Raw genomic sequence first — 20,454 nt, forward strand, 5'->3', positions numbered from 1 at the left:
GAAGAGTTTTATGCTGATCTTGGCCTTGGCTTGATCACGAGTGCGGCCGACGACGATTCGTCCGGTATTTCAGCCTGTCTAAGTTTGAAGTAAGAGCGATCCGGCCATTCGGCCGCCGGATCAGTTCGTTGAGCCCGCCCGCCTCGGACATTATCTCGCGGCGGGCACAGCTTTACGCACAGTCCGGGTGTTTCTAAAGGTTGCCCCGTTCGAACCTAATATCTGTCTAACGAATCGGCCGCGCCTGAAAGGAACGCAGGCAATAGGAAGAAACGACTGATTCCTGCGCCTGGACAGCTAATGCGTAATTTGGGTTCATTCCCCATTTCACTTCTCTTAACGGCGCCCGAATGCGGGACTCCGCCTTCGAATCGGGAATTCCCGCTTGCCTCCTCTTCGTCTTCGGGGCTGACCGATATAAAATGCCCGTTATGAAGAAAATCGACATTTTTGCCCGGCTCGTTTTGATCGTGGCGCTTTTTTGTTCGGTTCCCTTGCGGGCGCAGGTTGACGAGAAAGTCCCGCCGCCGTTTCCGGTCAAACGACAGGAAAACCGGGCGTTCTGGTATGCGGACGGCAAAAGGGCGATCGAGCGGAACAAAGCTGTCGCCGGAAAGATCGGCCGCGCCAAGAACGTTATCCTGTTCATCGGCGACGGGATGGGAATCTCGACGCTGACGGCGAGCCGCATTCTCGAAGGCCAGCTGCGCGGCGAGAGTGGCGAGGAAAACCGCCTGAGCTTCGAAGAATTTCCGAATCTCGCACTGTCGAAAACATATAGCGTTAACCAGCAAACGTCGGATTCGGCCCCGACGATGGCAGCAATAGTGACCGGCGTAAAAACCGACGAAGGCGCTTTGTCTGTCGATCAAACCGTCGTCCGCAACGATTACCGGACGGTCGCCGCGAGCCGCGTGCCGACGATCCTCGAGATGGCCGAAGAGCGCGGCCTTTCGACCGGCGTCGTTTCGACCGCGCGCATCACGCACGCGACGCCCGCGGCGTGTTACGCGCACACGTCGAACCGCGACTGGGAATCGGACGCGCAACTGCCGGCCGACGCGCGCAAGACCGGATTTCCCGATATCGCGCGCCAATTGATCGAGTTTCCGGTCGGCGACGGCCTGGAAGTTGCGATCGGCGGCGGACGCTCGAAGTTCCTGCCGAAAACGACGAACGATCCCGAGTATTCAACGAAGATCGGAGAGCGGCTCGACGGCCGCGACCTAACGGCCGAGTGGGGCGCGAAATTCAAGGACTCGGAGTACGTTTGGAACAAAGAGGGCTTCGATCGGATCGACGCCAAAAAGACTAAGCACCTGCTCGGTCTTTTCGAACCCTCTCACGTCAATTACGAATACGACCGCCCAAAGGATAAGGGAGGCGAGCCGTCGCTAACGGAAATGACCTCGAAGGCGATCGACATCGTTTCGAAAAACAAGAAAGGCTATTTTCTGATGGTCGAAGGCGGCCGGATCGATCACGCGCATCACGAAGGCAACGCGTTTCGGGCGCTGACCGAAACAATCGAACTCTCGAACGCGGTCCGCGCGGCCGTCTCGAAGGTCGACCTTAAAGACACGCTGATCATCGTCACCGCCGACCACAGTCACACATTCCTGATGGCCGGCTATCCGACGCGCGGCAACAACATTCTCGGGTTGGTCAGATCGGCCGATGAAAAAGGCGATCCGGACAGCAAATACGACAAGGACGCCGATGGCCGGCCGTACACGACGCTCGGCTATCAAAACGGTCCCGGCGCGCGAAAGGTGACACCGCGCCAGCAACCCGATCCGGAAAAAGTGACCGATCCCGATTACAAGCAGGAAGCGTTGGTTCCGCTGGCGAGCGAAACACACGGCGGCGAGGACGTCGCGATCTACGCCATCGGCCCGGGTTCGAACCTCGTCCGCGGCTCGATGGAGCAAAACTGGATCTTTCAGGTAATGCGCGAGGCGCTGAGATTCCCGGCACCGTAGCGCTCGTGGGCGGAGCGTCAGGAGAATTCTATGCGATACATAATATCGGCAATGTTGGTTGTGGTAGCGGTGATCCACATTCTCCCCCTCGCCGGGGCGCTCGGGAACCAACGTCTGACGGCGCTTTACGGACTTTCATTCGAAGATCCGAATCTTTCGATCCTGATGCGCCACCGGGCGGTTTTGTTCGGGATTCTTGGATTCTTCCTTCTTTTCGCTGCTTTCAAGCCGCAATATCAGACAGCGGCCTTCATCGCTGGTTTAGTCAGCGTCGTTTCATTCATTTGGCTCGCGTCGGCCGTTGGCGGGTACAATTCCCAAATTGCGCGTGTCTTTTATGCTGACATCATCGCGCTGATCAGCCTGATCATCGGCGCTGCAGCGCACATCTATCAGCAAAGGCAAGGATAATCCGAGATCAGCCTCGTTTTTCGAGGAACATCCAACGGTCCGGCGACCTCGTTTGGCCGCCGGAAGTGAACCTGCCCGGATTGATTCGATAATGTCGGCGACAAACCCGTCGGTTGACATTCTCCGCTCCCAACAGCGCTTTCTTCCCACCCCCGGCAGAATAAGCTAGAATTCAACGAGTGTGAGATTCAAACTGCCCGAGATTCCGCCGCCCAAGCTGATCACGTCGCTCAGGAACTATAACCTGCTGCCGGCGATCATCTTTCTGCCTACGCGGCGGAAATGCGACGAGGCCGCGACCGAGGTCGCGGGCGACCGCTCGCAGCGCACCGATCCCGAAAAGGAGGCGAAAAGACAGAAACTCTTCGACGAGTATGTCGCCCAATTCCCGGAGATCAAATCGCACAAGCATCGAAAGATACTGCTTCGCGGAGGCGTTGCGGCTCATCACGCCGGACACATTCCGGCGTGGAAGCTGCTCGTCGAAAAGATGATGTCGGGCGGACTCCTGAACGCCATCTTCGCGACCTCGACGGTCGCCGCCGGCGTCGATTTTCCGGCGCGGACCGTCGTCGTGACCAACGCGGACACGCGCGGCAACGACGGCTGGCGTTCGCTTCAGGCGTCCGAGCTTCAGCAAATGACAGGCCGCGCCGGTCGCCGCGGCAAGGACAACGTCGGATTCGTCGTCCTCGCGCCCGGGCAATTTCAGAATCCGCCGAAGCTCGCGCAGTTGTTGAAATCGCCGCCCGATGCGCTGACGAGCCGTTTCCGCGCGACCTATTCGAGCCTTCTCAACCTGCTTGACGCCTTCAAGAGTTTCAGCCAGGTTCGCGAGATCGCCGAAAAGAGCTTTGCCTTTCGCGAGACATCGCATCAGATCTCACAGCTCGAACGATCCGTTTCGACGACCGCCGGAAAGATCGAAAAGGCGCTCGGCGGCAGCGGTTTCGGATTGACGGTCGATTCCGTTCGCGGTTTCGAGCGGCTCACAAGCGCGCGCCTTCGGCTGCAGGAGAAGCTACCGCAAACCCGCGCCGAGGTTCGTCAAAACTGGCTGCGCGACAACGTCGGGGCCGGCCGAATCGTGACCCGGGGCCGCAATTCCCGCAAATTCTTTCTCGTCTTGAACGTTTTCGGCGACAAGGTGGTTGCGATGCGCGACGACGGCCAGGGAGCGACACTCGCGCTTTCGCAGATCGGACGTGTTTTTGAGACGACCTATCCGCTCGAAGAGCGTTCGCTTGACAAGGCCCTGGACGAGATTTATCGCGGCACGAACACGCCGCTCGAAGAACCGCGTATCGCCGCAATAAATGTCGATTCGGACCTGCCGGTCGAGGTTATCGGCGACGCCATCGACCGTCTCCTCGCGGCCGGTCTGTCAGAAGATCAAAAACGAGAAGCGAATCAACTGCTTTGGGAACTCTGGAACGACGCCGGGTTGATCGAATCGACGGAACGCGACATCGAAACACTGCGCGGCGAGATCTGGCAGCCGTTCGAACGCCGCGCACGAGTCCTCGATCACTTCGGCTATCTCGACTTCCCCGCCGAACTCGTTACCGAACGCGGGAAATGGCTCGCCGATCTTCGGGTCGACCGCCCGCTTCTGGTCGGCGAGGCCATCAGCCGCGGGATCTTCGACGGTCTCGACATTAAAACAACCGCCGCGCTGATGGCGTCGCTCGCGGCCGACTCCGACAGGAATTACGGCGAGATCTATCTGTCGAATCGCGTGCTCGATCTGTTGACCGAGTTTGAGGAGATCGTCTTCAACGTCTCGAACGTCGAATGGAAGTTCGGCGTCGAGCCGGCGCCCGATCTGAACTTTTCCGCGGCGGCGGCGGCCGAATGCTGGGCCGGAGGGATGAATTGGGACGAACTCGTCTTTCGTTCGAAGGCCGAGGAAGGCGATCTCGTTCGTTTGCTTTCGCGCACCGGAGAAGCGCTTCGGCAAATCGCGCAGCTTAAGGAATCGAATCCGGCAGCGGCCGAACTCGCGAAACAGACCGCCGAAATGATGCTCCGTGAACCGATCCGTTAACTCCGTTTCGGAAGATTCGCCGGATTTGACGTTTGTTGATAAGACGTTCCGGATATCAACGAAGCATCGGTCGGCAAATACGGCCTTCAGCTTGAGCGTCCCGGAAGCCAATTATGCGGGTTTTCGATTTCGTCAAAGTCGATCGGGCCCGAAAATCACGGTCAATGAATTCTGATTCGTTAAACCCGAAGTTCTTCTGGCGTCCGCTCGCGATCGTTGTGGCGTTCGCGTTCCTGTATTCCGGCGTGCTCACAAAACTCGGCCGCGATTGGTGGAGCGACGAGAATTACTCTCACGGCTTGCTCGTGCCATTTGTCATCGGATTCATCATCTGGTCGGAGTGGGATGAGATCCGCGCCATCCGACTGAATCCGTCGAGCCTCCTCGGCATCGTGGTCATCGTCACCGCGTTCCTGTTACTTCTCGGCGGAACACTCGGCGCTGAACTTTTTACGCAGCGGATCTCGATGGTCGTGATGATCGCCGGATTGGTGATCTGGTTTTTCGGCTCCCGAATACTCCGGTTTTTGACGGTTCCGTTCGGACTGCTTTTGCTCTCGATCCCGATCCCGCAGATCATCTTCAACAAGATCGCGTTCCCGCTTCAGCTTCAGGCGTCGCAGGCAGCGGTTTGGGGGATTCGTCTGTTCGATGTTCCGACGGTCCGCAAAGGCAACGTCATCGAGATCCTGCCGAGCGGTGCAACGCAGGTCATCGCGCTCGAGGTCGTCGAGGCCTGTAGCGGGATTCGTTCGCTGATGACGTTGATGGTGCTGGCGCTGATCCTCGGATATTTCACCAGCGAAAGGCGCGGACGGATCTTCGGGAACTTTCGAGAGATGCTGGGCGGCTTCGACTTTTGGCGGATGGCAATCCTGATGCTGGCGGCGATTCCGATCGCGGTCCTGACGAATGCCGCGCGCGTCACGGCGACCGGCGTGCTGACGTACAATTTCGGAAAGCGCGCGACCGAAGGCACGTGGCACGACGCTTCGGGTTGGCTCGTTTACGTCGTCGCGCTCCTTCTTTTGATCGGCGTGAATCTTGTCCTTAAGAAGTTCGATCGCACAAGAACCGGGGCCGCCGAAATCCCGCAATCGAAGATCGAGAATCCCAGGCCTCAAAGCGTTTTGCTTGTCATTGCGGTCCTCGTCGTCGGCGGAGTTTTCGTCAATTGGTTCGACCGGCGCGGCGAAACGCAGGTTGAGCGTGCGCCGCTTTCGGAACTTTCGATGACGCTCGGGGACTGGCGCCAGAAAGGCGGCGAGATCAGGTTTGGCGAAGCGACTGAAAGCGTTCTCAGAGCCTCTGACTATACGATGCGCGAGTATCTTCTGACCGACGGGCGCATCGCCAACGTCTACGTCGGCTATTACGCCTCGCAACGCTCCGGAGTGACTTATCACAGTCCGCAGAACTGTCTTCCCGGAGCCGGTTGGGTAATGAAGGAACCGGAACTTATCGAGATCCCTTTGCCCGACGGGAAGACGTTCAAGGCAAATCGCTACATCATTGAAAACGGCGCCTACCGCGAGGTGATGATCTACTGGTACCAAGGCCGCGGCCGATCCGAAGCGAGCGAGTACCGCGACAAGATCAATATGGTATGGGACAGCGTGGTCCGCCGCCGAAGCGACGGCGCGATGGTTCGCGTGATGACCTCGGCCGGCGGCGACGAAGCCGGCGCGACACGATCGGCCGTCGACCTTTCGGCCCGGCTCGCAGAGAGACTCGGCGCCCACGTCCCGGAATAGTTCCCGACCGATTTCCCGGTTTCCGCCGTCACCTGCTTTATTCAAATCACTCGTTTGTGTTAGTCTTACGACTTACCCCTGAGAAAAATCTTTCAGAAACTGATTCCGTAATTTGCGAACAAGGCATCGTGCTGTGCCGAATTCGCTCTTTCGGACATATGCGAACGAGTTTTTTCTGAAATCAGAAGCTGATTGCAACTTCTTCTGAGTACCGGCGACTTGAACCGGTAAAGCTTTGAAAACTTTGCGTTTCCCGAAACTCCGTTGGGATTGCCCCCCAACGGAATCAGGCAGATATCGCGAGCCGGAAGTCAATGCCCGACCCAACGCCGTGAGCCAACGATCGGAAACGCGTACTTAAAGAAATGCGATTGAGTGAGTGCCATAATTTTACCTTCCGTTTATTCGTGCAAATTGCGCTGTGCAGTTTGCTCGTCTTTGTCGTTTCCTGCGGCGGTTCGAAAGACCAGCATCTTGCCCGGGGCGAAGAATATCTCCAGAAACGAAAATTCCACGAAGCCTTGATGGAGTTCCGGACGGCGGCCGACATTGACCGTGATTCGGCTGCGGCGCATTGGGGACTGGCGCGCGCCTACGAGAACCTCGGACAATTCAGCGAGACCGTCGAAGCGCTTCGCAAAACGAATGAACTCGCTCCGGATAATCTCGCGGCGAAGGTCAAACTCGGAAACTATTACCTGCTCGTGCAGCCGCCGATGGTCGGCGAAACCGAGAAGATCCTTGAAGAGGTCTTCGCGAAGGATCCGAATTTCATTGAAGGCCGGATTCTCAAGGCCTCCGTTTTTGCGGTCCAGATGAAACCCGAAACGGAAGTTCTTAAGGTTCTGGACGACGCGATCGCGCTCGACGAAAAGCGGACCGATTCCTACATCTCAAAGGCCCGCTATTTTATGAAGATCGAGAAGGCCAAGGAATCCGAGGAAACGATCAAGAAGGCGATTTCGGCCAATCCGAATGCGGCCGCGGGTTATGTTGAATACGGAAGGTTCCTCGATTTCGCGGATCGTTCGAACGAATCCGAGGCGCAGTTCCGGAAAGCGATCGAAGTCGAGCCCAAAAACATCGAATCGCGTGAGGCGATCGCCGACTTCTTTACTTCCGAGAAACAATACGACAAGGCCGAACAAATTCATCGCGAACTTGTTGAGCTTCAGGAAAACAGCCCCGAAAGCCGCCTCGCCTTCGCCGAATTCTATTCACGCATCGGCCGCGGCGACGAGGCCGTCAAGCTGCTGTCGGCGATCATCGGTGAAACTCCCGAATACGTTCGCGCCCGATACCGCCTGGCCGAGATCTTCCTCGACCGGCGCGAAAGCGAAAAGGTGTCGGAGCAGATCGTGGAGCTGATGAAGATCAACGACAAGGATACCGAAGCGCTGCTCCTCAAATCGCGCCTCGCGCTTGCCGAGAATCGGGCGGAAGAGGCGGTCAAGGATCTCGAGCAGGTTCTCAAGACGCTTCCGAGCCACAAAGACGCTTTGTTCAATATGGTCGAAGCGCGTCTCGCGATGGGCCAGACCGAACAGGCGCGGGCATTCATCGGCGACCTCGAAAAGTATCATCCGAACTATCTCAGAACCCGGCTTCTGAAGATCCAGGCGGCTTTCGCCGACGGCGACGCGGCGGGCGCGTTTAGGATCGCCAACGAACTCGTCCAGGCGGCGGGCGGAACCATTGCGGCGAATTCGGCGATGGCCGGCGAGATCTCGGAACTTCGTTTCCGGGCGCTTTCGGCGCGCGGATTGGCGAATCTTGAACTTGGGAAACTTGCGGATGCGAAGGCCGACCTCTCTGAAGTTCAAAAGAACGCGCCCCGTTCGGCTCCCGCCCTGATCAATCTGGCAAAGGTCGCGGCGGCCGAAAGGAATTTGGACGAGAGCCTGAGCCTTTACGAAAAGGCGTCGGCGCTTGACGCCCGCAATTTCGACGCTCTGAGCGGTGCGCTCGGCGTGCTCAGCCGTCAGAAGCGCTACGCGGACGCGCACGGGAAGATCGACGCCGCGATCGCCGCCAACGGCGACAAACCGGAAACGGCGGCGTTTCATTATCTGAAGGCGGACATCTTCCTCACCGAGAAAAACGTCGCAGCGGCCGAAGTTTCATTGAAGCGCTCGATCGAACTCGACGCCGAGTATCTGCCGGCATATTCGACGTACGCGTCGATCCTCGTTGAACGCGATCAGACGGCGGAAGCGATCGACCAGTATAGAAAGGTCATTGAGAAGAAAGCGTCCCCGGCGATCTACACGTTGATCGGAATGCTCGAAGAATCGCGCGAGAATTTTGCGGATGCCGAAAAGAACTATCGCAAGGCGCTCGAACTCGCGCCCGGAACGCCGATCGCGGCCAATAATCTGGCGTGGATCATCGCCGACCGGGGCCAGGGAAATCTTGACGAAGCGCTGAAACTTTCACAGGCGGTGGTCAACAAGTATTCGAACACGGCGGGCTATTACGACACGCTCGGCTGGGTGTATTTCAAGAAAGGATTGTACTCGCCGGCCGTTGAACAGATGAAGAAAGCGGTCGCGCTCGACGAATCCGAAGCGAAACGCAACGGAACCGAAATCAATTCGGCGTTTAGGATTCGTCTCGCGACAGCGCTTGCGTCGGCGGGAGACAAAGCTTCGGCGCGTCGCGAGGTCGAAGCTTCGCTGCAGAACGGAAAGAATCTTTCCGCGAAGGAAGCGCAGGAAGCGAAGTCGCTGCTCGCGACACTCTAACGGAGAAGTAAGACGATGTTTTACCTGATGCAGGCAACGAACCAGAACTTGATCCTCGGCTTTATGCCGGAATCGCTCGGCCTTCTGATCTTCGGAATCGCGCTGATCGCTTTGACGATCGGGCTGCGGTGGATCCTGAGGAAAAGCGAGTCGGAATCAAACGCTGCGGTCGAAAAGACCGGAGGAACGGCAAAAGGCTAGGTACGGAGAAGATTTGAGATGAGTGTTGAATTCAGACAACGAACAGCCGGCGAATTCGTCAAGATGCTGAAACGCCGAAAGTGGTTCATCCTTTTGCCGGTGGTCACGATGACCGTGGCGATCGGCTATGTCGTTTACAAACTTCCGAGTGTTTATGAGTCGAAAACGCTGCTCACCGTCAAGCCGCCGACGATCTCGGACATCGTCGTCAAACCGCTGACGGACGAGGACCTCTCGCAACGTCTGCAGACGATCAACCAGGAAGTTCTGTCGCGGTCGTCGCTGGAACCGATGATCACCAAGTTCGATCTTTTCAAAAGCGAGCGCGCGGCGGGAATGGATACGGCGATGATCGTCGAGAAAATGCGCAAGAACATCGTCGTCGAGGTCGAAAAGACGAACGATGAAAAACTCTCCGCATTTCGCATAGCCTATCGCGACCGCGAACCGAATGCGACTCGGAACGTGACCAGCGAACTTGCCGCCAAGTACGTTAACGCTCAGGTTCTGGCGTCGACCCAAACGGCTGAGAAGACGCGCGAGTTCATCGAAAACGAGCTCAAGACGAAAAAGGAAGTTCTCGACAACCTTGAGAAGCAACGTCTCGAGATAATGATGAAGAACGTCGAAACGCTGCCCGAATCCTCGCAGGGACTCATCGCCCAGCTTGAAGGATTGCGCAAGCGCGAAGAAACGATCGCCAAGGAAAAAGAAACGCTGACGATGGAAAAAGGCCGGATAAACGATCAGATCTCGGCAAACAACCGCCAGATGCGCGTTTACGACGAATTCGGCGAAAAGGAAACCAAAGAAGCGGCCGAGGTCGCTTCGCGCATCGAGGACACGCCGGCTTACGCGCAGCTGGTTCAGAAACGGGCGGATCTCAAGGGCCAGCTCGACAAACTGCTGAAGGTCTTCAAGGAAAAGCACCCCGACGTCACGGCCAAAAGAGACGAGATCACGCGCGTCGACGAAGAGATCGAGAATCTTCGCAAGAACACCGACCAGCGGGTTAGATTGGCAAGCCAGTCCAGCAGCCGGAAAGCCGACTTGCAACGCAAGAACATCGAGCTTGAAAATCAGCGGCTGCAGAATCAGATCGTCGCGATCGAAGGACAGATGCGCTTCAAGGAGCAGGATCTCGCGGCGAACGCCGTGCAGATCACCGAGCTCGAGTCGAAGATCAATCTGATCCCGAACGTCAAGGTCGCGCTCGAAGGGATCAACACGCAGTATCAGTCGGCCAAACAGTCGTACGACGATCTCGTCAAAAAGAGCAACGACGCGTCGATGCAGGTCAACCGCGAAGAGAACGCGCAGGGCGAAACGATCCGCGTTCAAGACCCCGCCAATTTGCCGGAATCGCCGGTCGCGCCGAAACGCGGAATGCTGACCGCACTCGGTGCCGCGATCGGACTCGCGATCGGGTTGTTCCTGGCCGCGATCTTCGAACTGCCGCGGATCTTCAAGATCCAGAACATCGAGGACGCGAAGCATTACACGGGACTTCCGGTCCTGGCCTCGGTTCCGCCGCTGCTTTCGCACGACGAAAAGGTGTGGCTGACCCGTTCACGCCGTCTGCGTCTGCTGGCGGGCGCGATCCTCGCGATCGGAGCGATTCCGCTGATCGCGTTGATACTTCAGACGACGAAGATTTTCGAACGCCTGGTTTCGTGATTTGGGATTTGGGATTTGGGATTTGGGATTTGGGATTTTGCGATTTGGGATTTGGGATTTTGCGATTTGGGATTTTGCGATTTGGGATTTGGGGGGATTTGGGGATTTGGGGAGGGGGGGGGGGGGGGGGGGGGGGGGGGAATGTGGAAGAGGGAGGGAAGTGGGAAGTGGGGGGGGGGAGTGGAAAGGAAGCCGGGGCCTTGGTGGGAATCAGAAATCACAAATCCGAAATCAACCTGAGGGAAAGCAATGTACAAAGAATTTTTCGGATTGGAAGACATACCGTTCACACTGACGCCGGACCCGCGATTTATCGTGTTCACTCCGAGCTACAACGAGGTTTTGGCGAGCCTTTATTACGGGCTCGAGAACGCCAAGGGACTCGTCGTGTTAACGGGCGAGGTCGGAACCGGCAAGACGACGGCGCTGCGCTGGATCCTGCGCCGGCTCGATTCGTCGGTGCTCGCGGCCTACGTCTTCAACCCGCGTCTCTCGATCGACGAATTTTATCATCACGTCACGCAGATGCTCGGTGTCAAGGACTGGTCGAACAAAGCCGAACTGCTCCAGGTGATGGGCAAGGTTCTCGAAGAACGCCATCGCCGCGGACTGCGCACCGTGCTGATCATCGACGAAGCGCACGAGCTTTCGGACTATGTTCTCGAAGAGATCCGTTTGTTGATGAACTTCGAGTCGGACAACGCGAAGCACCTGCAGATCGTTCTGACCGGTCAGCCGGAACTCCGCGAGAAGCTCAACCAACCGAATCTTCGCCAGCTAAAACAGCGCGTTGCGCTCCGTTGCAAGATGCATTCGCTGCCGAGCACCGACGAGGTCGAGCGCTACATCACTGAGCGCCTGCTGATAGCCGGAAGCGACCAGCCGAGCGTCTTCACGCCGGGCGCGATCGATTTCATTTTCCAGTGTTCGGAAGGGATTCCGCGCCAGATCAACAACCTTTGCGATAACGCGATGCTCGCCGCATATGCTGCGGGTGAGCAGATCATTAGCCGCCAGATCATCGAAGAGGTCGCCGACAACCTTGACCTGCTGCCGCGCCACGAGACGCTTATGAAAAGCGACCAAGCGGCTGAAACCGCGCCGACGGGACGTGTTCTGACGGCCGAAGCCCGCGAGGAATTGTGGAGCAATCAGGCGCGAGCCGAACAGGCGAGGCCGATGTTCAGGACCGAACAGCCGGCGGCCAAAGCTCCGGTCAAGGAACAGCCGAACTCGCGACCGATGTTCGACGATCTGGATGACGACATTAGTCTTGAGATCGAGGAAGTTGGCGGATTCTATTGATTCGAACTTGGATCTGAGACCTTTGATCCCGCGTTTTTCAAAGCGATCAGAGTTCACACTTTCAAGCTCAGAGATCTAAAACGATGAGTATTCTAAAAGCACTTCAGAAGAAACAGGTTGAGCAGACGAATGAAACCCCGGCGAGGCCGGTGGTTCCATCGACGGTCGTGCCGTTCGAACGCAACGCAAAGCGCGTCACGACGCCGCCCGAGATGTTTGCCGACGAGGCTTTTAAGATCGGAACACCAAGCTCGGCGTTCAATGGGCAGATCGAAACGTTGGTCGGGACGGCACTCCCTGAACCAACTTCGATCATTACTGCCGGGGCAACTTTGAACGCCATCGGAGCGGCGCGCTCCGCCACTCCACGTCTGCCGGAATTTACCGTGTGGGACGTGGAACCGGAGCGCGTCGAACCCCGACTGATATCGATCACGCAGCCGCATTCGAACTATTGCGAAGAATACCGGAATCTGCGAACGCAGATTCTGCATAAGAGCCAGCGCCAGAAACTTCAGTCGATCGTCGTCGCGAGCATCAATCCGGGCGAGGGCAAGACGATCACGGCGCTGAATCTGTCGTGGCTTCTCGCGCAGACCGACGGAATCCGCTGCCTGATCATCGACAGCGATCTGCGAATGCCGTCGCTGACCGACTATCTCGGGATCGAAGCCGATCGAGGCTTGTCGCACATCCTTTCCGGCGACGCCGATCTCGAAACTTCGATCATCAAACTCAATCCCGCGGGACTCTATGTTCTGCCCGGCGGCGAGGCCCGCAATGACGTCGCCGAGTTGATCTCCGGACCGAAGTTCAAAGAGATCCTGCGTCAGGCGCGAGAGATGTTCGATTTCGTGATCATCGACGCGCCGCCGCTCGGCATCTTTACCGACGCGAATATTCTTATCAACCACGCCGACGGCGCACTGCTCGTCATCCGCGCCGGACGCACCCGCTACGGCACGATCGACCGGATTCTTGAATCGGTTCCGCGCGACCGGATGCTGGGAACGGTTTTGAATCACTCGGAAGACGTGCTGAACGAGACCCAATACGGGTACGGATACTACAAAAAGTAACGTTCGGAGTTTCGCCATCAGGCGGCTCGGACGTCGTGAATTTAGATGTTGGTTTAGATGGGCGCAAACAAACTCAGTCCAAGAACAGTCGGGTTACTGCTTGCCGATGCAACGATCATCTATGGCGGCATTATTCTCGCGTTGTATCTGCGGCTGGGAATTTCGGGTTCGGAGTACCAGCTCAACGGCAACAACGGCTGGCTCAAGATCGGACTCGCGACGTTCGTCTGTACGCTCGTTCTCTATTTTTACGATCTTTACGATTTTACGGTAATGGGAAACAGGCGCGAGCTGATGCTTCGGCTCGTGCAGGCGCTCGGGATCGCCTGGGCGCTGCTCGCGCTGCTTTTCTATTTTGTCCCGCCGCTTCTCATCGGACGCGGCGTTTCTGTCATTTCGGTGCCGCTCGTTCTCGCGTTCCTGCTCGGCTGGCGGTTCGTCATACATTATTTGACCGGCCATCCGGACATCGGCGAGAAGATTCTCGTCGTCGGAACCGGCAAGACCGCGCGTGACACTGCCGACGCCGTCTGGGAACGCCGCGACGCCGGCTATCGGATCGTCGGATTCGTGACCGAGAACGGCATCCCGCCGCATTCGAAGATTGCCGACGTGAGCGTTCTCGGAACAACCGATCACCTCGAAGAGATCATCAAAAACGTCAATGTCGACCGGATCGTGATTGCCGTGCGCGAACGCCGCGGGAATTTTCCGACCGAAGCGCTTTTGAAAATGAGCTTGGCCGGCAATGTTTCGATCGAGGAGTGCACATCGTTCTTTGAGCGCGTTACGGGTCAGGTTCACGTCGATATGCTGCGCCCGTCGTGGCTGATCTTCGCGGGCCGCGGACGCGAAACGCGTTTGACCGGCGTGATCCGGCAGCTGGTGCATCGGGGGATGGCGCTCGTCGGTTTGATCCTTTCGCTGCCGATCGCGATCGTCGCGGCGATCCTGATCAAGATCGAATCGGAAGGACCGGTCTTTTACAGCCAGGAACGCGTCGGCGAACACGGTCATATCTTCAAGGTGATCAAGTTTCGTTCGATGCGGACGGACGCCGAAAAGGACGGCGTGCCGATCTGGGCGACGGCCGTCGATGACCGCACGACGCGTGTCGGACGCCTTATTCGCAAGATCCGGGTCGATGAGATTCCGCAATTTTGGAACATCATCAAGGGTGAAATGAGTTTTGTCGGGCCGCGGCCGGAACGTCCGCATTTCGTAGAGCAGTTGGCGAAGGAGATTCCGTTCTACGAACATCGGCACCTGACCGCGCCGGGGTTGACCGGTTGGGCGCAGATCAAATATCCGTACGGCGCGTCGGTCGAAGACGCCCGTCAGAAATTGCAGTTTGATCTTTATTACATCAAGAACCAGAGTCTGGCGCTCGACCTGGTGATCGTCTTCGAAACGATCAAAACGGTGCTCTTCCGAAAGGGAAGCAGATGATTGACCCGAAGATCGATCGGCACGGTGTTCGTGTTGGAGTTTGAAATATCAAGATCTTGGAATCTGAACGATCCGATTCCCCGAGTTTGATGGAATTCGAAGCGATTTGTGACTTATTTGGAGTATGGCGATGAAAGCAGTAACAGTATTTGCAATGACCTTGTTGATCGCGAGCGGCGTTCTTGCTCAGACCGAGAATCCGAAAACGCGTGAAAGGACGGTGGATGAACAGGCCGAAACAACGGAAGCCGTGAAACCGGTCCCGCAACCGACGACCCCGGTCGTCGAAACGCCGAAAACCGATCCGTTGAAGGATGGCGAGGCGATCAACGAGGAAGATGTCGTCGCCTACTACAACAATTATCTGAAGGAATACCGCCTCGGCCCGAACGATGTCATCAGCGTCGAGGTCTTCGGCCAATGCCCGGATTACTGCAAGGTCGGGATCACTGTTCCGCCGACGGCGCGAATTTCGTATCCGCTGATCCGCGAAGGCGTGATGGTCGGGGGAAAGACGGTCGAACAGGTCGCCGACGAGATCACGAAGAAACTCGACGAGTACATCATCGAACCGAAGGTCACGGTGACGCTTGAAAAGGCGATGTCGGTGCGTTACAGCGTAATGGGCAACGTCGTTTCACCCGGCGTGCGCATTATGGATCGAAAGGTGAGCCTGTACGAAGCCGTGATCGAAGCCGGCGGGATCGGCAAGAACGGCGACAAGAAAAAGGTCGCGTTGATCCGATATGACGCGCGCGGCAATCTCAGCCGTCAGGAAGTGAATCTCGCCGAGATCGAGGCCGGCAAAGCGCCGATGGTCTTTCTGAATCCGGGCGATCAGGTATTCGTCCCGAAAAAGGGCTTCTCGCTAAACTGGGACACGCTCGGCAAAGTCCTCGGCCAGGCGTCGGTGGTGAGATTGTTGTTCGGATCACCGTTTTGATTTGGGATTTGGGATTTGCGATTTGGGATTTGGGATTTGGGATTTGCGATTTGGGATTTGCGGAATGAAATGTCTGTTGCAACAACGAGAGTTACGCGTGTTACACACGCTTTGGAAGTCGGCGCGACGGACCACCACGTTCCGCTCCGCTTCACGTGGTGCTATCGCAAGTTCGCGTGCTCCGCACGCTTGAAGAAGCAAATTAAGTTCCAAAACGGCTTCTTCCGACAGCTCCTGGAATCTGAAACCCTGGAATCCTGAAACCTGGAATCCTGAAATCTGGAATTCTGGAATCCTGAAACCCTGGACTCCTGGAATCTGGAATCCTGAAACCTGGAATCCTGAAACCTGGAATCCTGGAATCTGAAACCCTGGAATCCTGAAACCCGGAATCCTGAAACCCTGGAATCTGGAATCCTGAAATCTGGAATCTGGAATCCTGGAATCCTGGAATCCTGAAACCTGGAATCCCGGAATCCTGGAATTCCGGAATCCTGGAATCCTGAAACCTGGAATCCTGGAATCCCGAATCTGGAATCTGGAATCCTGGAATCTTTGAATCCTGAATCTCAAGTATCTATGCGTCGAGTATTCATATCCATTCTGTTTCTCGCACTCGCCCAGACCGCTTCGGCGGCGTGGGTCAAGCAACGCGCAACGACATTTGCGTGGCTTTATGATGTGACCTTCGTCGATGCAAAGAAAGGTTTCATCGTCGGCAGCGGCGGCTCCTTCCTCGAAACAAACGACGGTGGCGAAACCTGGTCAAAACGCAAGAACTTCACCGGCGACGCCTTGAAGCAGGTCTATTTCGCCGATACCTCGAACGGTTGGCTGCTCTGCGAGCGCGATATCTTCAATCGCGGCGCTAACGGATCGTCGTATATGCTGCGGACGGCGGACGGCGGCGAAACGTGGGAGAAGGTCGAATTCACCGGCGGCGGCCGCGAACGTGTTACGGGTTTCTTTTTCAATTCGAAGGGCTTCGGCATCGCCGTCGGTGAAAACGGCGCGATCTACGAGTTCAAACCGGACGCCGGCGCCTGGGAGCGACAACCGACGGCGATCAAATATCTTCTGCTCGGCGGGACCTTTTCCGGCGAGCGCACCGCGACGATGGTCGGGGCCGGCGGCAGCGTGTATTTCAGCGAGGACGGCGGCTCAAGTTGGCTGAACGCTAGTTTCTCGACAAAACCGTCGGGCAAACTGAATTCAGTTTACTTTCTTAACCGAACATCGGGCTGGATCGCCGGTTCGGGCGGCACCGTCTTTCAAACCCAAAGCGGCGGCAAAACCTGGCGCGCGCAGAACACCGGTGTCACGAGCGACCTGACCGACGTTCATTTCCTAACGAGCGCGGAGGGCTACGCCGTCGGCGCCGACGGGACGATCATTCATACGACGACGGCCGGCAACATCTGGACTCTCGAAAACACCGGCATCAAACACCGCCTCGAACGCGTCGCCTTCAACGGCCAACGTGGCATCGCGGTCGGCTTCGGCGGAACGATCCTCGTCAACGACATCGGCGACCGGCGAAAACCGAAGATCGCGTCCCCGGCCGATCGTTGAGACTGCGCGCGAAACTTAAACCCGATAGAATCGACCCCGCTAATTCTCGCGGATCAACGCGAACCGTTGTTTCTGCCGCGGAGGCTTGGATGGTTGGCGATGCGCGTTTTGGCAAGCGGCCGTTCGGGCGATGCTCGGATCGCGGAGCATTCGAACGCCTTCGCCTGATTTGCGTTTATCCCAGATCGTCGGCCAGAGCGCGACTCAAAAGTTGCAAAGATGACAATCCGCATTGGCGCGCAATTCCGGCCGGTTCACCCAAAAGAGGTTACATAGTGTAAAATTCGGACGCGGCCCGGAACCGGGCGGCAAATACGAGATGGCCTCGGTCGGGTTTCACGAAGGAACGTTGATCGATCGCGCAAGGGGTGCGAGAATAGCTCGGCGCGCGGCAGCGCTGAACGCATCTTTCGGCGACCCGACGCTGGCAGCAAAGCGGTAATAGATTCGATGTCGCTGACTTTTATCAAATCGATCCATACCCTGATCTGGTGCTTTTTCGTCGCCTGCATCGCCGGAATTCCGATCGCCGCCGCGTTCGGGAGATTCAGCGTATCGTTTTGGTTGACGATGGTGATTCTCGGCGAAGTTTTCGTCCTCTTGATCAACAATCGGAGCTGCCCTTTGACTTCGGTCGCCGCGCGCTATACGTCCGACCGCGCCGCGAACTTCGATATCTATTTGCCCGAATGGCTCGCGCGAAACAACCAGACCATCTTCGGTGCCTTGTTTCTCGCGGGCGTGATTTTCGCTCTTTTCAAATGGCTGAATGCCGGAGGATAAGCAATGACCGCAGATGAGATTCTCGATGAACTAAGACCGCTCGGCAGCGACAGTTACAAGCGCGTGATCTTCAATCACGGCGTCGCGGAACCGTGCTTCGGCGTCAAGATCGGCGATATGCAAAAGATCGTCAAGCGCATCAAAATGGATTACCAACTCGCGCTCGATCTTTACGACACGGGCGTTTACGACGCGATGTATCTCGCCGGGCTGATCGCCGACGACGCGCGGATGACGAAATCCGACCTGCAAAACTGGGTGTCAAAGGCCTATTGCCGCGGGCTCACATCGGCGACCGTCGCGTGGGTCGCGGCCGGCAGTCCGCACGGTTGGGAAATCGCGCTTGAGTGGATCGAGTCTGACAAGCCGCTCGTCGCCTCGGCCGGATGGTCGACGCTCGGCGCGATCTTGTCCGTCAAGGACGATTCCGAACTTGACCTCGCCGCGCTCGGCACACTCCTCGAACGGGTCACAAAAACCATCCACGGCGAGGACGATTTGGTGCGTTATTATATGAACTCGTTCGTCATCGCCGTCGGCGGCTACGTCAAATCGCTGACCGCTTCGGCGATGGCCGCGGCCGAAACGATCGGTCCGGTGACCGCCGATCTCGGCAATACCTCCTGTCAGGTTCCATCTGCCGCCGAATACATCCGCAAGATCGAAAAACGCGGCGCGATCGGCAAGAAACGCAAAACCGCCAAGTGTTGAGCGCTTTGAAGCGCCGCGGGCGCCGCCTTCTCAATTTCTTCTTGCCCTACGAGTTGATTTTGAATACAATCGCTGGGATTCATCATACAAACTAAGTGGGCCAATAACGACTCAATCGCTTCATCGATCGTGTCAGGTACAAATCAAAGGAGAAAAAAAAGGGATGACACAAAACCTATTGCACCGCAAACTTCAACAGCTGATTCTCGGAACCATCGTCGTGCTCACCGTCGGCATTTTTGCGATCCAAGCCGACGCTCAGCAAGCTGGCGGACGTCCTGCATCGTCAGCGGATCAGTTGTTTAAGTCGATAACCCGCGTCCAAATGAAGAGCATTATGGACTCCGAAGGCTTCTCGGTAACGCCAGACGACGACGGCGACCTAGTTTGGAAGATTGACGGCTTCAAATCGTTTTTGTTCGTCGCGAAGGACGAGACGTCGATACAGTTCCACGCCTCGTTCAAAAGCGACAATACCACAGTTCGGAAAGTAAACGAGTGGAACCGGACCATGCGATATTCAAAGACGTATTTAGACAGCGACGGCGATCCGCACCTTGAACTCGACCTTGATCTGGCGGGCGGCGTCACGCGCGCGCGGATCATCGATTTTCTCAAGACCTGCACCCTCTCGTTCGGAAACTGGAAGAAGCAAGTAGTTGAATGACGAATAGCCGAACTCGAAGCGGAACTCGCCCGCTTCGAGTTCCGGAAGGCAATCCGGAATCGGACAATCTCTTGAAATACTGTCGGCGTCGCGGCGACGAGATCGCATACTTCAATCACGAAGGTTATCACGGCCGAAAAGTATTCAAGCGGAAGAAGTTCTCGATCAGGAAATCTATGATCCGAATCCTTGGAATCGTCCTCGCCGTTGTTTTCGCCTTTTTGGGGCTGATACATCTGTTCTGGGCCGCGGGCGGTTCCTATGGGGCTGTCGCGGTTTTGCCGACTGACGGCGACGCGCGTGTTTTGAATCCGACGCCCGCAGCGACCATTTTTGTTGCCGCCGGGTTATTTGCGGCGATGTTCGTCGTCCTTGGCCGTTTAAGGATCGTCGGCGAATTTGTTCCCGAGATGATCTTCTTTACCGGAACCTGGATCATCGCGTTGCTGTTTCTGTTCCGCGCGATCGGCGATTTTCATTACGTCGGTTTTTTCAAGACCGTGACCGGAACAGGTTTTGCGCGTTGGGACAATTTGCTCTATTCTCCGCTTTGCCTTTTTGTCGCAATTGCCGCCGCGCTGGTTGCGGGATTTTCTGAGTAACGATCGATCTCTTCGACCTGGCAACCGTCCTTGCCGCCGAAAAAGAACCAAAACGCCAATCAAGTGGATAATCGCGGATCAAATCCAAACGGCACCATCTCGCCGAGAATTATTTCACCGAATTTCGGATGCGCGATGTTGATCAAGTAATTTGATTCGGAAGGGATCACGGCGCTCGGGACTTTCAGGACAGCCGATGCCATTTGATTGGACCAGTCATCGCCAATCCGCTGGATCGCTTGCGGGGGCGGCGAGTCGGCCCAGTTCTTGGGAAGGCCTCGAAAATCGTCCACGGACATTACCAGTCGTTCGTCAAACGAAACCTCGATAAGAGAATAAGAGATCAACCGTTGTTCGTTGTTGAGATGGACCAGTAGTTCCAACGCGGCGAGCGACACGCTACCGGCAGCGTAGACGATTCGTGTGCCGGGCGAATTCCACCGGCCGCCGAAGCGGAAGGCGCCTTCGCCATCGAAACAACTCGAAGCGTATTTCGTTTTGAAGATACGAAAAGCGTTGATCATCAG

At 56.8% G+C, this 20,454-nt stretch carries 18 protein-coding genes; 16 read left to right on the forward strand and 2 right to left on the reverse strand.

The features are described 5' to 3' along the window. The first annotated feature begins 431 nt into the window (after positions 1 to 431). From IPN69_03115 to IPN69_03165, 11 genes are all read left to right on the forward strand, one after another. Positions 432 to 1,982: an alkaline phosphatase gene (locus IPN69_03115; GenBank protein MBK8809704.1), complete on the forward strand. Its 1,551-nt coding sequence runs from the start codon at positions 432 to 434 to the stop codon at positions 1,980 to 1,982. Positions 1,983 to 2,012: 30 nt separating this feature from the next. Beyond that, complete coding sequence (locus tag IPN69_03120; GenBank protein ID MBK8809705.1) at positions 2,013 to 2,393, forward strand: phosphopantetheine adenylyltransferase; 381 nt, start codon at positions 2,013 to 2,015, stop codon at positions 2,391 to 2,393. A 181-nt stretch (positions 2,394 to 2,574) separates the two neighbouring features. Then, complete coding sequence (locus IPN69_03125) at positions 2,575 to 4,440, forward strand: hypothetical protein (protein MBK8809706.1); 1,866 nt, start codon at positions 2,575 to 2,577, stop codon at positions 4,438 to 4,440. A gap of 164 nt (positions 4,441 to 4,604) precedes the next feature. Further along, positions 4,605 to 6,194, forward strand: a complete 1,590-nt coding sequence (gene epsI, locus IPN69_03130) for an EpsI family protein (GenBank protein ID MBK8809707.1) — start codon at positions 4,605 to 4,607, stop codon at positions 6,192 to 6,194. Positions 6,195 to 6,622: 428 nt separating this feature from the next. Then, positions 6,623 to 8,938 carry a tetratricopeptide repeat protein gene (locus tag IPN69_03135; GenBank protein ID MBK8809708.1) on the forward strand — a complete coding sequence of 772 codons (2,316 nt, stop codon included), beginning with the start codon at positions 6,623 to 6,625 and terminating at the stop codon, positions 8,936 to 8,938. 15 nt (positions 8,939 to 8,953) lie between these two features. Continuing rightward, positions 8,954 to 9,139, forward strand: coding sequence for a hypothetical protein (locus IPN69_03140; GenBank protein ID MBK8809709.1), 186 nt, complete (start codon positions 8,954 to 8,956; stop codon positions 9,137 to 9,139). A gap of 18 nt (positions 9,140 to 9,157) precedes the next feature. Further along, positions 9,158 to 10,816, forward strand: coding sequence for a hypothetical protein (locus IPN69_03145; protein ID MBK8809710.1), 1,659 nt, complete (start codon positions 9,158 to 9,160; stop codon positions 10,814 to 10,816). Between the two features lie 249 nt (positions 10,817 to 11,065). Continuing rightward, positions 11,066 to 12,121, forward strand: coding sequence for an AAA family ATPase (locus IPN69_03150; GenBank protein MBK8809711.1), 1,056 nt, complete (start codon positions 11,066 to 11,068; stop codon positions 12,119 to 12,121). Positions 12,122 to 12,204: 83 nt separating this feature from the next. Continuing rightward, entirely contained in the window at positions 12,205 to 13,200 is a 996-nt protein-coding gene (locus IPN69_03155; GenBank protein MBK8809712.1) for a CpsD/CapB family tyrosine-protein kinase, read from the forward strand. 57 nt (positions 13,201 to 13,257) lie between these two features. Next, on the forward strand, positions 13,258 to 14,649 hold the full coding sequence (locus tag IPN69_03160; protein ID MBK8809713.1) for a TIGR03013 family PEP-CTERM/XrtA system glycosyltransferase: 1,392 nt from the start codon (positions 13,258 to 13,260) through the stop codon (positions 14,647 to 14,649). Positions 14,650 to 14,779: 130 nt separating this feature from the next. Then, positions 14,780 to 15,592, forward strand: coding sequence for a polysaccharide export protein (locus IPN69_03165; GenBank protein MBK8809714.1), 813 nt, complete (start codon positions 14,780 to 14,782; stop codon positions 15,590 to 15,592). Positions 15,593 to 15,753: 161 nt separating this feature from the next. On the opposite strand, the gene IPN69_03170 is transcribed toward IPN69_03165, so the two are convergent. After that, positions 15,754 to 16,137 carry a hypothetical protein gene (locus tag IPN69_03170; protein MBK8809715.1) on the reverse strand — a complete coding sequence of 128 codons (384 nt, stop codon included), beginning with the start codon at positions 16,135 to 16,137 and terminating at the stop codon, positions 15,754 to 15,756. 34 nt (positions 16,138 to 16,171) lie between these two features. Between IPN69_03170 and IPN69_03175 the strand changes: the two genes are divergently transcribed. The 5 genes from IPN69_03175 to IPN69_03195 all read left to right on the forward strand — a co-directional run bounded on the left by IPN69_03175 (position 16,172) and on the right by IPN69_03195 (position 19,927). Continuing rightward, complete coding sequence (locus IPN69_03175; GenBank protein ID MBK8809716.1) at positions 16,172 to 17,164, forward strand: hypothetical protein; 993 nt, start codon at positions 16,172 to 16,174, stop codon at positions 17,162 to 17,164. Between the two features lie 450 nt (positions 17,165 to 17,614). Further along, positions 17,615 to 17,947, forward strand: a complete 333-nt coding sequence (locus IPN69_03180; GenBank protein ID MBK8809717.1) for a hypothetical protein — start codon at positions 17,615 to 17,617, stop codon at positions 17,945 to 17,947. 3 nt (positions 17,948 to 17,950) lie between these two features. Continuing rightward, a complete protein-coding gene (locus tag IPN69_03185) occupies positions 17,951 to 18,658 on the forward strand; it encodes a DNA alkylation repair protein (GenBank protein ID MBK8809718.1) in 708 nt (235 codons plus the stop codon). Positions 18,659 to 18,821: 163 nt separating this feature from the next. Then, a complete protein-coding gene (locus IPN69_03190) occupies positions 18,822 to 19,325 on the forward strand; it encodes a YbjN domain-containing protein (protein MBK8809719.1) in 504 nt (167 codons plus the stop codon). Continuing rightward, positions 19,322 to 19,927: a DUF3995 domain-containing protein gene (locus IPN69_03195; GenBank protein MBK8809720.1), complete on the forward strand. Its 606-nt coding sequence runs from the start codon at positions 19,322 to 19,324 to the stop codon at positions 19,925 to 19,927. Before IPN69_03190 ends, IPN69_03195 begins: the two co-directional genes overlap by 4 nt. A gap of 59 nt (positions 19,928 to 19,986) precedes the next feature. Here IPN69_03195 and IPN69_03200 read toward each other — a convergent pair whose 3' ends face one another. Beyond that, entirely contained in the window at positions 19,987 to 20,451 is a 465-nt protein-coding gene (locus IPN69_03200) for an RES family NAD+ phosphorylase (GenBank protein ID MBK8809721.1), read from the reverse strand. Positions 20,452 to 20,454 lie beyond the last annotated feature (3 nt).

It is taken from the genome of Acidobacteriota bacterium, assembly GCA_016715115.1.
Classification (GTDB): domain Bacteria; phylum Acidobacteriota; class Blastocatellia; order Pyrinomonadales; family Pyrinomonadaceae; genus JAFDVJ01.

Bases quoted from the DNA above. Each gene is read 5' to 3' on its own strand.
- IPN69_03115 (MBK8809704.1), top strand. From the start codon at position 432: ATGAAGAAAATCGACATTTTTGCCCGGCTCGTTTTGATCGTGGCGCTT.
- IPN69_03120 (MBK8809705.1), top strand. From the start codon at position 2,013: ATGCGATACATAATATCGGCAATGTTGGTTGTGGTAGCGGTGATCCAC.
- epsI (MBK8809707.1), top strand. From the start codon at position 4,605: ATGAATTCTGATTCGTTAAACCCGAAGTTCTTCTGGCGTCCGCTCGCG.
- IPN69_03140 (MBK8809709.1), top strand. From the start codon at position 8,954: ATGTTTTACCTGATGCAGGCAACGAACCAGAACTTGATCCTCGGCTTT.
- IPN69_03145 (MBK8809710.1), top strand. From the start codon at position 9,158: ATGAGTGTTGAATTCAGACAACGAACAGCCGGCGAATTCGTCAAGATG.
- IPN69_03150 (MBK8809711.1), top strand. From the start codon at position 11,066: ATGTACAAAGAATTTTTCGGATTGGAAGACATACCGTTCACACTGACG.
- IPN69_03155 (MBK8809712.1), top strand. From the start codon at position 12,205: ATGAGTATTCTAAAAGCACTTCAGAAGAAACAGGTTGAGCAGACGAAT.
- IPN69_03160 (MBK8809713.1), top strand. From the start codon at position 13,258: ATGGGCGCAAACAAACTCAGTCCAAGAACAGTCGGGTTACTGCTTGCC.
- IPN69_03165 (MBK8809714.1), top strand. From the start codon at position 14,780: ATGAAAGCAGTAACAGTATTTGCAATGACCTTGTTGATCGCGAGCGGC.
- IPN69_03175 (MBK8809716.1), top strand. From the start codon at position 16,172: ATGCGTCGAGTATTCATATCCATTCTGTTTCTCGCACTCGCCCAGACC.
- IPN69_03180 (MBK8809717.1), top strand. From the start codon at position 17,615: ATGTCGCTGACTTTTATCAAATCGATCCATACCCTGATCTGGTGCTTT.
- IPN69_03185 (MBK8809718.1), top strand. From the start codon at position 17,951: ATGACCGCAGATGAGATTCTCGATGAACTAAGACCGCTCGGCAGCGAC.
- IPN69_03190 (MBK8809719.1), top strand. From the start codon at position 18,822: ATGACACAAAACCTATTGCACCGCAAACTTCAACAGCTGATTCTCGGA.
- IPN69_03195 (MBK8809720.1), top strand. From the start codon at position 19,322: ATGACGAATAGCCGAACTCGAAGCGGAACTCGCCCGCTTCGAGTTCCG.
- IPN69_03200 (MBK8809721.1), bottom strand. From the start codon at position 20,451: ATGATCAACGCTTTTCGTATCTTCAAAACGAAATACGCTTCGAGTTGT.